This is a genomic window from Paraburkholderia fungorum, from assembly GCF_902833645.1.
Lineage (GTDB): Bacteria > Pseudomonadota > Gammaproteobacteria > Burkholderiales > Burkholderiaceae > Paraburkholderia > Paraburkholderia fungorum.
On record NZ_CADFGE010000003.1, the window covers coordinates 91,486 to 106,429 of the forward strand.

Annotated in this window: 13 protein-coding genes; 6 read left to right on the plus strand and 7 right to left on the minus strand. The window is 62.6% G+C overall.

The genetic code is table 11. The features are described from left to right. The first annotated feature begins 10 nt into the window (after nt 1-10). The 3 genes from HWX91_RS11555 (at nt 11) to HWX91_RS11565 (ending at nt 3,002) form a co-directional block, all read left to right on the plus strand. Nucleotides 11-814 (plus strand): enoyl-CoA hydratase/isomerase family protein, encoded by an 804-nt coding sequence (locus tag HWX91_RS11555; protein ID WP_028193887.1) that lies wholly within the window; start codon nt 11-13, stop codon nt 812-814. 89 nt (nt 815-903) lie between these two features. After that, on the plus strand, nt 904-2,127 hold the full coding sequence (gene ribBA, locus HWX91_RS11560; protein WP_081832884.1) for a bifunctional 3,4-dihydroxy-2-butanone-4-phosphate synthase/GTP cyclohydrolase II: 1,224 nt from the start codon (nt 904-906) through the stop codon (nt 2,125-2,127). Between the two features lie 8 nt (nt 2,128-2,135). Further along, nucleotides 2,136-3,002, plus strand: a complete 867-nt coding sequence (locus HWX91_RS11565) for an SDR family NAD(P)-dependent oxidoreductase (RefSeq protein WP_028193888.1) — start codon at nt 2,136-2,138, stop codon at nt 3,000-3,002. 176 nt (nt 3,003-3,178) lie between these two features. On the opposite strand, the gene HWX91_RS11570 is transcribed toward HWX91_RS11565, so the two are convergent. The 6 genes from HWX91_RS11570 to HWX91_RS11595 form a co-directional block, all read right to left on the minus strand. After that, entirely contained in the window at nt 3,179-3,469 is a 291-nt protein-coding gene (locus HWX91_RS11570; protein ID WP_028193889.1) for a hypothetical protein, read from the minus strand. A gap of 369 nt (nt 3,470-3,838) precedes the next feature. Then, entirely contained in the window at nt 3,839-5,254 is a 1,416-nt protein-coding gene (locus HWX91_RS11575; protein WP_028193890.1) for an amidase, read from the minus strand. A 72-nt stretch (nt 5,255-5,326) separates the two neighbouring features. After that, nucleotides 5,327-6,088: an ABC transporter permease gene (locus tag HWX91_RS11580; protein WP_028193891.1), complete on the minus strand. Its 762-nt coding sequence runs from the start codon at nt 6,086-6,088 to the stop codon at nt 5,327-5,329. Further along, nucleotides 6,085-7,011 (minus strand): ABC transporter ATP-binding protein, encoded by a 927-nt coding sequence (locus tag HWX91_RS11585; RefSeq protein ID WP_028193892.1) that lies wholly within the window; start codon nt 7,009-7,011, stop codon nt 6,085-6,087. Before HWX91_RS11585 ends, HWX91_RS11580 begins: the two co-directional genes overlap by 4 nt. Nucleotides 7,012-7,148: 137 nt before the next feature. After that, nucleotides 7,149-8,765, minus strand: coding sequence for a tannase/feruloyl esterase family alpha/beta hydrolase (locus HWX91_RS11590; RefSeq protein WP_244144072.1), 1,617 nt, complete (start codon nt 8,763-8,765; stop codon nt 7,149-7,151). 59 nt (nt 8,766-8,824) lie between these two features. Next, on the minus strand, nt 8,825-9,931 hold the full coding sequence (locus HWX91_RS11595) for an OpgC domain-containing protein (RefSeq protein WP_028193894.1): 1,107 nt from the start codon (nt 9,929-9,931) through the stop codon (nt 8,825-8,827). A gap of 386 nt (nt 9,932-10,317) precedes the next feature. On the opposite strand from HWX91_RS11595, the gene HWX91_RS11600 reads away from it, so the two are divergent. The 3 genes from HWX91_RS11600 to HWX91_RS11610 all read left to right on the plus strand — a co-directional run bounded on the left by HWX91_RS11600 (nt 10,318) and on the right by HWX91_RS11610 (nt 12,806). Next, nucleotides 10,318-11,538, plus strand: coding sequence for an acyltransferase family protein (locus HWX91_RS11600; RefSeq protein ID WP_081832885.1), 1,221 nt, complete (start codon nt 10,318-10,320; stop codon nt 11,536-11,538). A 189-nt stretch (nt 11,539-11,727) separates the two neighbouring features. Next, on the plus strand, nt 11,728-12,522 hold the full coding sequence (locus HWX91_RS11605; RefSeq protein ID WP_028193895.1) for a sulfite exporter TauE/SafE family protein: 795 nt from the start codon (nt 11,728-11,730) through the stop codon (nt 12,520-12,522). A gap of 86 nt (nt 12,523-12,608) precedes the next feature. Then, on the plus strand, nt 12,609-12,806 hold the full coding sequence (locus tag HWX91_RS11610; RefSeq protein WP_035519152.1) for a hypothetical protein: 198 nt from the start codon (nt 12,609-12,611) through the stop codon (nt 12,804-12,806). 12 nt (nt 12,807-12,818) lie between these two features. Here HWX91_RS11610 and HWX91_RS11615 read toward each other — a convergent pair whose 3' ends face one another. Beyond that, the gene (locus tag HWX91_RS11615; RefSeq protein WP_028193896.1) at nt 12,819-14,723 is read right to left on the minus strand and encodes an AAA family ATPase; all 1,905 of its coding nucleotides are present in this window, start codon (nt 14,721-14,723) and stop codon (nt 12,819-12,821) included. Nucleotides 14,724-14,944: the final 221 nt, after the last annotated feature.

The following is a 14,944-nucleotide window of genomic DNA, read 5'->3' on the forward strand; positions in this document are numbered from 1 at the left end:
CCGAAAAGACATGACTGCATTAATCCGCCTCGCGGCCGAAGACGGTATCGCGACGCTCACGTTCGACCGCCCCGAGGCGCTGAACGCTCTCAACGAAGCGATGGCCAACGAACTGAACGCCAAGCTCGCACGCCTCGCTCACCACGACGATATCCGCGCAATCGTGCTGACCGGCGCCGGCAGCGCCTTCATGGCGGGCGGCGACTTGCAGACCATGCGCGCCGCGCTCGATGCAAAGCCCGCGGTACGAGACCGGGCGATCGGCACACTCGTGCGGCTTGCGCAAACCGTGGTCGAAACCGTCACGGGTTCGCGCAAACCGGTGATCGCCAGCATCAATGGTGCGGTGGCGGGTTTCGGCCTGAGCCTCGTCGCCGCCTGCGATCTGGCTATCGCCGCGAAGAGCGCGACGTTCACGTCGGCATATGGCCGCATCGGCACCTCCCCCGACGGCGGTGCGACCTATACGTTGCCGCGCGCGCTCGGCATCAAGCAGGCCGCGCAATGGATGTATCTCGACGAACGGCATAGCGCCGATGACGCTCTGCGGGCCGGTATCGTCAACTGGGTCGTCCCTGACGGCGAACTCGCCGCACAAACGCGCTCGCTGTTAAAGCGGATGGGTGCGCTCTCGCCGGATGCATTCGCGCAAACCAAGAATCTGATCCTGCACGCACCCGAGCGCAGCTTCGCCGAGCATCTGTACGCGGAACAGCGCAGCTTTCTGCACTGCGCGGCGGGCGAGGATTTCCGCGAAGGTGTCGACGCATTCTTCGAGAAGCGCGCACCTGTATTCGGCTCTGGCGCACGTTAAGCGTTTTTTCTTCGCTTGTTTAAACGCGGCAACCGCAATAACAACGACAACAACAGCAGCAACAACAGCAGTAGCACAGGGACAAACCCATGAAACTGGCCACTACCGACGAAATCGTCGCCGAGCTGAGAGCCGGCCGCATGATCATTCTGGTCGACGAGGAAGATCGCGAGAATGAAGGCGATCTGCTGATTGCCGCCGACCACGTCACGCCCGAGGCGATCAACTTTATGGCGCGCTTTGGCCGCGGCCTTGTCTGCCTGACACTGAGTGCCGAGCACTGCGCGCGCCTGAAGCTTCCGCCGATGGCGGAACAGAACGGCACGCAGTATGGCACCGCGTTCACGGTCAGCATCGAGGCGGCGCACGGCGTGACCACCGGCATCTCCGCTGCCGACCGCGCGCACACGATCCGCACGGCGATTCAGCCGGACGTGCGCGCCGAACATCTGGTGCAACCGGGCCATGTATTTCCGATCGCGGCGCGTGAAGGCGGCGTGCTGGTGCGCGCCGGACATACCGAAGCGGGTTGCGACCTCACCGCGTTGGCAGGCTTGACGCCCGCAGCGGTGATCTGCGAAATCATGAACGACGACGGCACCATGTCGCGTCTGCCTCAACTGATCGAATTCGCCGAACACCATGGCCTGAAAATCGGCACGATTGCCGATCTGATCCACTATCGCAGTACGCACGAGTCACTCGTCGAGCGGGTCGGCGAGAGACCGCTGCACACGCCGTGGGGACCGTTTCGCGCCATTCAGTATCGCGACACCGTGCGTCACTCCACGCATCTGGCGTTGGTGCGCGGCACGCCAATGCCCCATGTGCCGGTGCTCACTCGCGTGCACGAATGCTTCTCGCTGCTCGACCTGCTCGATGCGGAACCCTCCGCGCATTCATGGCCGTTGCACGCGGCACTGCAGAAAATCGATGCGGCAGGGTGCGGCGTGGCGGTTCTGCTCGATTGCGACATGCGAACCGATTCAATAAGCGGCGGCAACAGCATGCCGGCGCGCAGGGACGGCAGACTCTCCGGAATTGGCTCGCAGATCTTGCGCGACCTCGGCGTGCGTCGCCTGAATGTGTTGTCGAGTCCATTCAGGCTGCCGGCGCTGTCGGGGCATGAACTGGAAATCATGGCGTTCATTCCGCTTGGCGAAGCGGACCTGGAAAACCCGCACGCGTTCGATCGCGTGTCCGCCGCGCCGAGGATTGACGTGACATTGAAACCCCTGGCTCTTCGATCCACCGCGGTGATGCAGGCAAGCGCTCACCCGGCATCGTACGAACTCGAAGCCTCTTCATGGTGACTACCCCGATGACTCAACCCAATCAGCCCTATGTCGCTCTCGTTACCGGCGCCTCGCGCGGCGCCGGCAAGGGTATCGCGCTCGCTCTCGCCGCGACGGGTGCAACGGTCTATGTAACCGGACGCACCCAGCGCGAAGGCGACGCACCGTTGCCCGGCACGGTGCACGCCACGGCAATCGAAATCGACAGGCTCGGCGGCAAGGGCATCGCCCTGACCTGCGATCACGCCGACGACCGGCAGGTAGCCGAAGTATTCGATTACATCCGGCGCAACAGCGGGCGCCTCGACATTCTCGTCAACAATGCCACGACGCTGCACGACGAACTGATTCGCCCGGCGCCGTTCTGGGAGAAACCGCTGGACCTCGTAGACATTCTCGACGTGGGTCTGCGCTCCGCCTATGTCGCGAGCTGGCACGCCGCGCGTTTGATGGCCGCGCAAGGCGATGGGCTGATCGCGTTCACGTCCTCGTTCGGCGCAAGCTGCTATATGCACGGCGCGGCGTATGGGGCGCAGAAAGTGGGCGTCGATAAATTCGCCAAGGACATGGCGGTCGATCTGAAATCGTACGGCGTTGCCGCGGTCTCCATCTGGATGGGCATGCTGCAGACCGAGCGCACCGCGCGCGTGATCGCCGCGCATCCCGAGCAATATGCCGGTTTCAGCGAACTCGCCGAGACCCCGCAATTCACCGGACGCCTGATCGACGCGTTGTATCGCGACCCGCAACGTCAACAGAAATCCGGCCTGGTGCTGGTCGGCGCGGAGCTTGCGCGCGAGTACGGCATCACTGAGCTCGACGGTCGCCAGCCGCCTTCGCATCGCGAGGCGTTAGGCGGCCCGGTGCAGGCGCATCCGGCGATCGTGGCCTGATACGGAGTGCCGGGGCGATTGGCGCGGTGGTTCTGGATGCCCCGCCGTGCCGTTTCGTGGCGCTTCGTGCCGTGACGCTTCGTGCCGCTTTGTGCCGAGCCGCCTTGTGCCGTACCGCTTGGTGCGGTACCGCTTCGTTTCATCGCGCGTCGTGGCGCGGCGGGCGGCGCGGGCGGCTAGAAGCCGCTCACCACCATCGCGTACACCAACGCCGCACCACCGACCGCGCCGAGGAAGGTGAAACACTGTTCGTCCGCACCCGAGCGGCGCGCCCAGATTCTTCCAGCCAGCGCGGCCAATCCGGTGATGCCCAGAAACAGCGACAGCGACGATCCGGCCGTGCACACCATGCCGGGAAACTCGTCGCTCCAGGCGCATGCGTAGAGCTGCCGCACGGATACGCCAACCACACCGATCGCCACCAGCAAACCCGCAACCAGTCCATCCCGCTGAACTCTGGATTTCATCTGCATTCCTCCCGCATCACGCCCGTCCTCATCCTGCTTGTCCCCATTCCTATACGCGGCTCAAACGCCTGCCGCGTGGCTGTGCGCCTCGATACGGCGGACGAACAACCTTGTCGCGCCGCTCCCGGTTCATACCGTCATTGACGGCGATCGGAGGCATGCGGGCATCGTCCGGATGGACTAAGGGGATTGCCGGAGAGGGCTGACAGCAGGTTTCCCAACAGACCGACGGTGGGATCGCGAAGAGGCAATGCGCAGGACGTCGCGGAGAAAGCGGCGAAGGAATCGCGAGGAAACTATTGCGGCGGAGAACGGAGCCGTGACGGCAAACACCGTCACGTCCCCCCATCAAGCGTGCTGGCGTGCCTGTCAGGCCGTTTGCGGCCTACCCACAAACCACGTCCCGATCGCCTCTTCGATCGCACGCGCAGCGGACAACAATGCCGCCTCGCCGCGCGGCTTACCGACGATCTGAATGCCGACCGGCAAGCCGCTCGCACTCATCCCGCACGGAATCGCGATGACCGGCATGCCGGTGAGCGTCAGCGCGTAGGTGATCGCGAGCCAATCGATGTACGTCTCGAGGTGCCGGCCGGCGGCATCGCGAACATCGCGCGCTTCCACCGGGAACGGCAGCACGATGGAGGCCGGGCAGATCAGCACGTCGTACCGCTGCAAGAGCGCGTTCATCTTGTGGAACAACGCGCTGCGCGTGCGCTGTGCGGCGAGCATCGCGGGGTTATCCACCCGCAGGCCGAATTCGATGTTCCAGATCACGTCGGGGTTCAGCACATCACGATGCTGCGCCAGCACGTCTTCATAGTTCGCCGCGTACGAAATACCGCGCAGCGTGTGGAAAGCCTGGGTTGCCGTGCTCAGATCGATATCGCTTTCATCCACTCCCACGCCGCAAGCGGCCAGGCGGTCCATCGCCTTGCGGCAGATCGTGAGAATTTCCGGCTCGGCCGCCGCGATACCCAGCCCTTCGCTGAACGCAACGCGCGCCGGCCGCCGCGGACTGCGTGCATGATCCAGAAACGAGGTCGCCGGTTCGCTCAGAGACAAGGGCGCACAATCAAGCTCTCCGCACATCGCATCGAGTAACAGTGCGACGTCCGCCACGTTATGCGCCATCGGTCCATGAACGCTCATGGTCTCGTACGGGTTGGCAGCCGGCCCGTACGACACGCGCCCCGGCGTGGGACGCATGCCCACCACGCCGCAAAACGCCGAGGGCGTGCGCAACGACCCCGCCAGATCGGAACCTTGCGCGACCCATGCGGTGCCCGACGCCAACGCGGCCGCCGCGCCGCCCGACGAACCGCCCGCCGAGCGCGACAGGTCCCACGGATTGCGAGTCACGCCGAACACGCCGTTGTACGTATGACCGCCCGAGCCGAACTCCGGCGTGTTCGATTTCGCATAGACCACGCCGCCGCGCGCCTCAAGAAGTGTCACGCCGGCGTCGGATGTCTCCGGAACGCGGTCGCGATAGACGAGCGAACCGCGTGTGGTGCGCACCCCGGCGACATCGGTCAGATCCTTGATCGGCACCGGCAGCCCACATAGCAGACCGCGCTCGGCGACCGGCTTTTTCAGCAGTGCATCGGCATGGGCATAGGCACGCTCGAAACACAGCGTGGGCAGTGCGTTGACCCGCGGTTCGACGCGCGTCACCTGGGCGGCCAGCGTGTCGAGCAGATCGTGCGGACTGACGGCCTCCTCACGCAGCAGATCGACAATTTCGCACGCGCTTCGCTCAATAAGACTCAAATCGACGGACATGGCAGCTATCGGCTCCGAAGTAGGCACGCCCGTCAGTTTCGCATGCCGCGTGCGTTCGTATCGCCAGAACGCTCAACTCTTGAGCCGATACCCGGTCTTGAAGATCCATGCGACGATCGCGAGAAACACCGCAAGGAACAACGCGGTCATGCCGAGGCTGACACCGACATCCACATCGGCGAGGCCATAGAAGCTCCAGCGAAATCCGCTGACCAGATAGACGATCGGATTGAACAGCGTGACGACTTTCCAGAACGGCGGCAGCATATTGACCGCATAAAAGCTTCCGCCGAGGAACGTGAGCGGCGTGATGATCAGCAGCGGCACGAGTTGCAGTTTCTCGAAGCCATCCGCCCAGATGCCGATAATGAAACCGAGCAGGCTGAAGGTCACCGCGGTGAGCACCAGAAACAGAATCATCCAGAACGGATGCTGCACCTGCAGCGGCACGAACAGGCCGGCGGTAGCCAGAATGATCAGCCCGAGCAGAATCGATTTGGTGGCCGCCGCGCCCACATAGCTCACGACGATCTCCAGATACGACACCGGCGCCGACAGCAATTCGTAGATCGTGCCGGTAAAGCGTGGAAAGTAAATGCCGAACGACGCGTTCGAAATGCTCTGCGACAGCAGCGACAACATGATCAGACCCGGCACGATGAACGCGCCGTAACTGATACCGTCTACCTCCTTGATACGCGAACCGATGGCCGCGCCGAACACGACGAAGTAAAGCGAGGTTGAAATCACCGGCGCGATGATGCTCTGCATCAGCGTGCGCCAGGTGCGCGCCATCTCGAACTTGTAGATCGCGCGGATTGCGTAAATGTTCATGCGTTACCTCGTACCAGACTGACGAAGATGTCTTCGAGCGAGCTTTGTGTCGTATGCAGATCCTTGAAGCGGATGCCGGCATCGTCGAGCGCTTTGAGCAGAGCGATGATGTCGGTGCGGCCGCCGTCGCCTTCATACGTGTAGATCAGTTCGTTGCCGCCCTTGGCAAGATCGAGCCCATATCCGCCCAGCGCCGGGGGGACTTCGGCGAGCGGACTCTCCAGTTGCAGCGTCAACTGTTTCTTGCCGAGCTTGCGCATCAACGCGGTCTTCTCTTCCACCAGCATGATCTCGCCCGCATTGATCACGCCGATGCGGTCAGCCATTTCCTCGGCCTCGTCGATATAGTGCGTGGTGAGAATGATCGTCACGCCGCTCGCCGTGAGCGAGCGCACCAGCTTCCACATATCGCGGCGCAACTCGACGTCGACCCCCGCCGTAGGTTCGTCGAGAAACAGCACGCGCGGTTCGTGCGAGAGCGCTTTCGCTATCAGCACGCGGCGCTTCATGCCGCCCGACAGCGTAATGATCTTGCTATTGCGCTTTTCCCACAGCGACAGATCGCGCAAGACCTTTTCGATGTAAGCAGGGTTTTTCGGCTTGCCGAACAGGCCGCGGCTGAACGAGACGGTCGCCCAGACGGTTTCGAACGAGTCGGTGGTGAGTTCCTGCGGCACGAGGCCGATCAGCGAACGTGCGCCACGGTAGTCCTGCGCGATATCGCGGCCGTCCACCGTCACGCTGCCCTCGCTCGCATTGACGATGCCGCAGATGATGCTGATAAGGGTAGTTTTGCCCGCGCCGTTGGGGCCCAGCAAGGCGAAGATTTCTCCGCGGTTGATCGCCAGATTGATGTTTTTGAGTGCATGAAAACCCGTGGCATAGGTTTTCGACAGATTCGTGACCGAGACGATTGGCTGCATGGATTCGACGATGGCAGACACCGGTTTTTGATTGGAAGGGGGCGGTGCGAATAGGCGGCCGCACCCGCAATGTAATTGAAAGTGCGAAAGCGTGCAGCATAACCCCGATAATCCGGAAAACCGCCGGGCGCGGTCCCTCAGGGCTCGGCGCACGTGAAACTGGCGGCCAGATTCACGTTGCCCTTGCCGCTGTAGCGGGGAAACAGCGGGTAACGGCACAACGGGCGCGAGCGTCCGTTGGTGGTGGGCGCGATATCGGTGGCGGTCAGCGTTTCGGGCGATACGCCGCGCGTCACCCAGTTGTCGAGCGCGCCCAGCAGATCCACGGAGGGAATGAACACGCCGCTGCCATGCTGAAAACCCGGCACCATATAGAGCCGCATGAATGCATCGACCTGATCGACGCCGAAACGATCGACCAACGCTTCGTAGTAGGCGATCGTCTGGTTCGGGCTAATGACTTCGTCGGCGAGACCCTGCAGTGTGATGAGCTTGCCGCCGTGCGCGATGTAGCCTGCCAGATCGGGGTTCATCGCGCCGATGGTCTGCGACAGCGCGACAAGCTGGCCGCGATACTTGCCGGGATGCGACGGGTCGAACCTCAGCGAATCGAACGCCTCGTCGCGCGTCACGAAATAGCGGATGTAGCCGTCGCCCTGCGCGAACAGGTAGCCGTTGGCGAAGAAAGTCGGCACCGGCAAACGCTCGGCTTGATGCGCGAGCCCGAGCAGGCCGGTCAGGCGCGTGCCCTGAAAGACGTTATAGCCGGCATAGCCGGTCACGCCCCACGCCAGCCTGTAGGGCAACGCCAGGCCGTCGCGCATCAGCAGCAAGGTGGAGAGTTGCGCGTCGCTGAGGCACTCGTCGTGCGAGGGTGTTCGTCCGGCGCAGCGCAACGAGGCGATGATTTCCGCTTCGTGTTGCTGGCACCCGGCAACATCGCTGACGATGCCGTCCGCCGCGCCGTCGAGCCGGTCGCACACCGCAACCGTGCGTTCATACACGTGCTCGAGCAACAGCGGCGGGATGAAGCCGCCGGGCGTCGCGTATTCCGCCTGGCCGAGCTTCACGCCCATCAATCGCACGCCGGAAAAATTGAGCGCGGGGGAATTGGCGATTACGCCGTCGTAGTCGTCCGGGTAGCGCTGCATCACCGTGTAGCCTTCGCGGCCGCCCGTCGAGCCGCCGGCGAAATACATGCGCTGCGGCGGCCGGCCATACGCACGCACAATGAGCGCGAGCGCGGCGTCGTGCGTTTTCTTCAGATGCGCGTAGCCGAAATTCGTCACCGCTTCATCCACGAGGCCGAAGACCGCGAGTGACGAATTGCCCACATGCCCGGAGTCGTCGCCGAAGGTCGCATAGCCTTGCGCGAGCGGTGCGCGATCCGGTGAGAACGGCATCACGCCCGTGCCGCTCACCACCACGCCGTTATAGCCCCCGCCGCCAATCTGCAACGCGCGGCCGTTCCAGCGGCGCGGCAGATTCAGGTCGAAGCGGATATCGGGGGTGGTGGCCTTGAGCCCTTTGATACGGCCGGTGATACGGCAATATTCCCCGCCCTGCTGATTGCCGGGCGCGGTGGCCGCGATCATGGCAGCGCTTTCGATCAGCACGCCGGCTGTGGGTATGGCGATCAGTTCAGGAGGCAGCACGGCGCCCGCGAGTTCCGCGCAGCGCATGGCGAGCGGGGCGTCCTTGGTCGCGGCGAATGCCGCCGGAGCGTTCAAGCACAGCATCGCGCCGACGGCCATGAGCAGCGTGCGCGAACCTCGCGTCAAATTCACATGGCACACCAGGCCCGCACGCGCCCTCATCCGTAACGCGCGCGTCTGGCAGCCGTGCGCGACTGCTGCCCTTTCCAGTCGTTCCAGCCGCGCGCGATCATCAGCACTGCGCCGATGGCGACCAGATCGCCGCCGAGGCCGATCAGCGTGCCGCGAAAGCCGTGGAACGTATGCGGTGTCGCCGTATCGACGATCAGCGATACCAGCGTGCCGGAAACGAAACATACCAGCCCGGTGCGGCCGACCGTCACCACGGCCGGCAACCGCTGTGCAAGCCACGCAATGCTGCCCGCGCGCACGAACTGCGCGGCGAGCCAGGCGATAACGACAAAGTTGATCACGCGATCCACTGAAAGGTTCTGTTTAAGCACGCCGGGCAATGGCTGCGTCAGTATAAAGAGTTTGACGATCGCGAAGGCCAGCACGGCGACCACCGCGGCACGCGTGAGCCAGCGCGCCGCACGGGTGGCGTGAAAGCGCTCGCTGACGGGCTGCACCCGGCACAGAATACCAAGCACGAACATCAGTTGCCACGCAAACGGATTAAAAGCCCAGTCGGCCACGTCGTCAATGCTCAATAGCGCGGCCAGCGGCCGGGCGAGCGACCAGACCGCGAGGCTCAGACCCAGCGCCGCGAGCGGCGAGCGGCGCGCCAGCGGCACCGCGAGCGGCACGCACAGCGCAAAGATCACGTACATGGGCAGCACGCTCGACAGATACGGCTGGCGCCGCAGCACGGCAATATCGAACGCCGCGTGCAGCGGCTGAACCGCGAACGGCTGCCAGCCCGTGAGGTCGATCATCGGCTGGTTCAGATGCAATAGCGCGAGAATAGCGCCGGACAGCAGGGTCAACACCGCGGTCAACAGATAGGCACGATAGATTTCCCAGCAGCGCCGGACAAAGCGCATTGCCGCCGCGCTTTCGCCGCGGCCCGCGAGCACCGCCGTATACGCCGCTGCCGACGCATAGCCGCCGAGGAATACGAACACTTCCGCCGAATCGCACAACGCATAGGCGTGCAACATCAGATGCGACAGCGTGCTACCGGGAATGTGATCCAGCACGATGACGATCAGCACGACGCCACGGAAGAAGTCCACTTCGATCGAGCGTCCGCGACGAATGTCCATGCTGTTTCTCGCAAGATGGCGCGTGCGTGCCAGGCGCCGTGGAAGGCCGGTAGATGTCGTTGTTCCCGTTAGGAACCCTATGACAATAAATCGTTCCCGCCGAGTCCGTGCGCCCTGTCCGTGCGCGCTGACAACCACCCTTTAAACGCATTCGAGGCGGCAGCAATCTGAAATTCGGCTGTCGGTACACCGTAATACAGTTTCGTCCCGTGTTGATTCACGGAAAACTTGCAGCAAGTTTTGCGGCTTTTACCAGGTTCGGTGCGAATGCGATCGGTAAAGGCAACTGAAGGCAGCTGAAAAAAATCACACATTCCAGCGCGCGATTTTTTTCGCTTTTTTTCATCGTAGGATGAATTTATGCATTTCCGCTGGAAGACAACCCCATGAACAACAGGATCGCCGGCTTCGACGGATTGCGCGCGATTGCAGTCCTGATGGTCTTTTTTCAACACCGTCTGTTCGGTGAAATCGGTGAGATCGGCCACCTCGGCGTATGGATTTTTTTCGCGCTGAGCGGCTTTCTGATCATCGGCATTCTGTCCGCGCAACGCACACGTATCGAGAGAAACGACAGTGGCTTCGGCGCCGAACTGAAGCGTTTTTTATTCCGCCGCACGTTGCGTATCTTTCCGGTTTACTACCTGATGCTGGGCGTGATGTGCGTGCTGATGGCGCTGGGCATGGCAAGTCCTGAACTGGCGGGCGGCATGCCGTTTCATTTCGCTTATTTGTCGAACTTCTGGATCGGCTCCGTGCTCCATTACTGGCCGGGACGTTACTCGCACCTCTGGAGTCTCGCGATCGAAGAACAGTTTTATCTCGTGTTGGCGCCATTGTTACTGCTGGTTGCGACGCGGCGGCATCGGGCTGTGTGTCTCGCGATCATCGCGGTCGGGCTGGTCTCGCTGTTAGCGATGCGTGCGGCACAGTGGCAGGAAATCACCATCTACACGCATCCGCTAACCAACTTCTGGCTACTGGCTTTAGGCGGCATGGGCGGCCTGATGATCGCAGGAGAAGCGAGCCGCTTACGCGTCATGCTCGGACATGGCATGACGTTACTCGTACTGAGTGTGTGCCTTGTGGGGTTTTGCGCGACCGAGCCGAGGTGGAGCCAGTTGAACAGTCCGCTTGCCTTCACAATGGTGACCGCCGTGTATGGCGTCTGTATCGCGGCGCTTGTGGGTTCGATTGCGTGCTGCCGCAATGCAGTGGTGATCGGTCTGCTTGAAACCGGCTGGCTGGTGAACTTCGGGCGCATCAGCTACGGCTTTTATCTCTACCATAACCTGATTCCGGACCTGACTCGCAACCGCCACGCCACGGCGTTCTTCGGTGGCGTCGTACCGGTCTGGGCGCACGCCGCGGGCATTGTCGCGTCATTCCTGATTTCGCTGACGCTGGCCGTGCTGTCCTGGCGGCTGATCGAAGCACCGATTCTGCGCCTGAAAACACGGCACGCGCAGACGGACACGACGGACCCGGTCAGCGCGCAAAGAGTGCCGGCGCTTGCCGCCTCGCCTGCCGCCTCAGTTGGAACCTCCGCTGCCGCTCGCAACGAGCGTGCACGCAAGGGTGAAGACGTCACGTCAGATGCAATTTGAACGCGGCGAAGCTTACGATATGCCTTCATGCGATTTGAACGCAGGCACGGTATCATGCGGCCTCACTTAGCCGGCTGCTTCGATCCTTGCGCGACACGCGGGCACTGAACAGGCCGAACAATAAAAACAAGCCACTGCCCGCGAACGCCGCTCCACCTGGTCCGCGCGGTTGGCTCGCGGACACCAACGATGTTTCATTTCAGTTTTGCCGACGGCGTGCTTGGCGCGAGCCTGCAGACGCTCAGTCTCTACGCGCTGCTTGGCATCATTGCGGCGCTGCTGCTGGGCGGCATGGTCAAGGGCGTAGTCAGTATCGGCGTACCGCTGGTGGCGATGCCGATCCTCAGCCAGTTCATGCCGATCAAAGAGGCCGTGCTGTTGCTGTCGATGCCGATCATCCTCGGCAATATTCCTCAGGCGCTGGAAGGCGGCGACATGCTGCCGACAGTCCGGCGCATTGCTGCGCCGTTGATCGGCACGGTGGTCGGCAATATTGTCGGCGTGAGCGTATTGATCTCGCTGGCGCCGCATCGCGCGCAAGCTGCCGCAGGCAGTTTGCTGATCGTTGCGGCACTGCTCCTGCTGTTGTCGCCGCGGCTGACATTATCGCCGGCGTGGGCGAAGCCGGCGGGCTTCGTGCTGGGATTCGGCGCGGCCGTGATGGAAAGTATCGCCTCGGTGCCGGGGCCTTTGCTGGCGATGTATCTGATCGCCACCGGCGCCACGGGGAAAGCTTTTACCAAGCAGATCGCAATTATCCTGGTGGTGTCGATCATCACGCTGGTTGCCGCGTTCAGTGGCGGCGCGCATGCCAGTTGGAGCGATCTGATCATTTCAGCGTGTGCGAGCGTGCCGGTAATCATCGGCATGCTACTGGTACGGCCGCTGCGAGACCGCTTGCCGCCGGCGGCGTTTCGAGTGCTGGTTCTGCTGTTCGTTCTGGCCGCCGCCGCGCAGATGGTCTGGAAATCCGGGGTTTTATAAGGTTTCGGGTTCCGTGTGGCGGTCAATTCAGGCCGTGGAACGCGCCTTGCTGGTCATTGCTTACCGCAATCAACCGGAGAGCCCTCTTGGCAACCAAGGCAAATCCCCCGAATGAGCCGAATGAGCCGGACCGCAAGGCGGATGAAGATCCGGGCGGCCCGCCTACCGAGGTGTCCAAGCCGATTGGCGACGCCATCCCCACACCGGTCGAACCGGGTCTCGATAAGCCGTTACCGCAAAAAGGCGAAACACCACCACCGGCGCCCCACGCAGACGACGCGTGACGGGCAAATTGCTCAGGCAGCAGCCGGCTCGTGGACGATCTTCAGCGCACTCTTGTGCTCCTTGATCAACCGGTAAACCGTTTCGCCAGGAACGGTCTCCCGTTCGAGCAGCTCGTCGGCAATCGCGCGTAGGACAGGCTCATAGGCGTGCAGCAGTCCGTAGCACGACTCGTTCAATTCCTTCAGCAGCACGTTGGCGTGTTCGATGGCGTTCTTCATTTGCAGACCCGCGTATTGCGAGGGCAGCGCCGCGAGGCTGAACAGATCGCCGTCGCGATTGAAGCCGAACCTGGACACCATGTCGAGGCTGATGCGCGACGCTTCCTGCAGATCGGATGCGGCGCCACTCGATGCTTCGGAGAACGTGAGGATTTCGGCGTTGCGTCCGCCCAGCAAAACCTGAATCTCGTTGCGAATTTCAGTTTCGCGGTAGAGGTGCTTGTCCTGCGCCTTCGTGATCAGCGCGACACCCAACGCGCCGCCACGCGGCAAGATCGTCACCTCTTCCAGCACACCGGTGCCGAGCAGCGCGGCAACCAGTCCGTGCCCCGCTTCGTGCACCGCGATCCGCGTGCGTTCGTCCTCGCTCAGCGCCCGTTCGGCGCCGCTCACGTCGCCGATGCGCGCGATCTTGATCGCCTCCATGAAATGCCTCGACGCGATTTCCGTTTCGCCCGCTTTGCGCGCGACGAGGCCTGCCTGATTCACCACCATCGCGACGGTTGCCGGAGAAAGCCCCGTGGTCAGGCGCGCAAGCTGGTCGTAGTCGATATCGGCGGCTTTCGATTTCAGTTTCTGCGCGTAGAAGCGGAAAATTTCCGCGCGCTCTTCGCGGTCGGGCAAACGGACCTGCACGGTACGGTCGAAGCGGCCCGGACGGCGCAACGCCTCGTCCAGATTGTCGGGATGATTGGTCGCTGCGACGACGATGACGCCTTCGTTGGAAGCAAAGCCGTCCATTTCCGCGAGCAACTGATTGATGATGCGATTGCTCTCCGCTTCGACGGGACCGCCGCCGGTATCCGTGCGTTTGGCGAGGCCGTCGGCTTCGTCGATGAAGATGACCGTGGGAGCGTTCTTGCGCGCGAGTTCGAACAGGTGTTTGACCTTCTGAATGCCGACGCCGTAGTACTTCGCACTGAAATAGCTGCCCGTGATCGAAATGAAGTTCGCGCCGCACTCGCCGGCGAGCGCCTGCGCAAGCCGAGTCTTGCCGACGCCCGGGCCGCCGACCATCAGAATGCCGCACGGCGCACGCACGCCCATCGACGTGAATTGCTTCGGATCGGACAGATAGCCGCGGATGTCCGCGAGTGCCGCCTTGGCCTCTCCCGCGCCGATCACGTCGTCGAAACACAGCGTGGGCGCCTTGGTGAGCAGCGAGGCGCCGCCCTTCATCTCGCGGCGCATGTACCACACCATGCCGCCGATCAGCAACAACGGCAGCAGCAGACCGATCGTGTCGCGCAACAGGCCGAATATCGGCACCCAACGCGCCGCGCCGGTCCGGATATCGGCGTCGGGCAGCCAGACGAGCTGATACGACGCCGCCTGATCGGCTTTGGGTTCGCCGAGCAGCAGTGCGTGCGAGAACGTGGCGTTATGGTCGGTGACGAAGTATTTCGCGCCCTCGCGCGTCGACACCAGGATCGCATTGGGGCTCACGCCGATCGCTGTTACGTTGGCGGCGCGAACGTCACGCAGCATTTGCGACGCGTCTTTCTCTTCGTGTGTCCACGCCGAGGGATCGTGACGCATCTGACTCGCAATGCCGGTGAGCGCCGGATTGGCCTGCCCGTCGCGCTGCTGGTAAGCCCACATGCTCAAGGCGAGCAATACGGCGACGAGTAACGCACCGAGCGCCATGGCGATCTTGCGTACGCGTCTTTTCTCAAGCGAATTCTTTCCCGGCTTCATGAGTCACTTCCAAAAACAGGCCAAGACAGGCCTTCAATACTGGTCAAAATCAGGTGGTAGAGGCTGATGGGGAAGATCCGCTGATGCGACACCATGCGTGTGCGGAAAGAAGGACACCAAAAGAAGGACACCAAAGCATTTGTCCCTTTTAGCAGCCAACCCGCCGGCCAGGAGACCGGCTGGCCACTCATTCCGGGTTGCAGAAAAGGCCTGTTTCTACC

Coding starts and splice junctions, on each gene's coding strand:
- HWX91_RS11555 (WP_028193887.1), top strand. CDS start 11: ATGACTGCATTAATCCGCCTCGCGGCCGAAGACGGTATCGCGACGCTC.
- ribBA (WP_081832884.1), top strand. CDS start 904: ATGAAACTGGCCACTACCGACGAAATCGTCGCCGAGCTGAGAGCCGGC.
- HWX91_RS11565 (WP_028193888.1), top strand. CDS start 2,136: ATGACTCAACCCAATCAGCCCTATGTCGCTCTCGTTACCGGCGCCTCG.
- HWX91_RS11570 (WP_028193889.1), bottom strand. CDS start 3,469: ATGAAATCCAGAGTTCAGCGGGATGGACTGGTTGCGGGTTTGCTGGTG.
- HWX91_RS11575 (WP_028193890.1), bottom strand. CDS start 5,254: ATGTCCGTCGATTTGAGTCTTATTGAGCGAAGCGCGTGCGAAATTGTC.
- HWX91_RS11580 (WP_028193891.1), bottom strand. CDS start 6,088: ATGAACATTTACGCAATCCGCGCGATCTACAAGTTCGAGATGGCGCGC.
- HWX91_RS11585 (WP_028193892.1), bottom strand. CDS start 7,011: ATGCAGCCAATCGTCTCGGTCACGAATCTGTCGAAAACCTATGCCACG.
- HWX91_RS11590 (WP_244144072.1), bottom strand. CDS start 8,765: ATGGCCGTCGGCGCGATGCTGTGCTTGAACGCTCCGGCGGCATTCGCC.
- HWX91_RS11595 (WP_028193894.1), bottom strand. CDS start 9,931: ATGGACATTCGTCGCGGACGCTCGATCGAAGTGGACTTCTTCCGTGGC.
- HWX91_RS11600 (WP_081832885.1), top strand. CDS start 10,318: ATGAACAACAGGATCGCCGGCTTCGACGGATTGCGCGCGATTGCAGTC.
- HWX91_RS11605 (WP_028193895.1), top strand. CDS start 11,728: ATGTTTCATTTCAGTTTTGCCGACGGCGTGCTTGGCGCGAGCCTGCAG.
- HWX91_RS11615 (WP_028193896.1), bottom strand. CDS start 14,723: ATGAAGCCGGGAAAGAATTCGCTTGAGAAAAGACGCGTACGCAAGATC.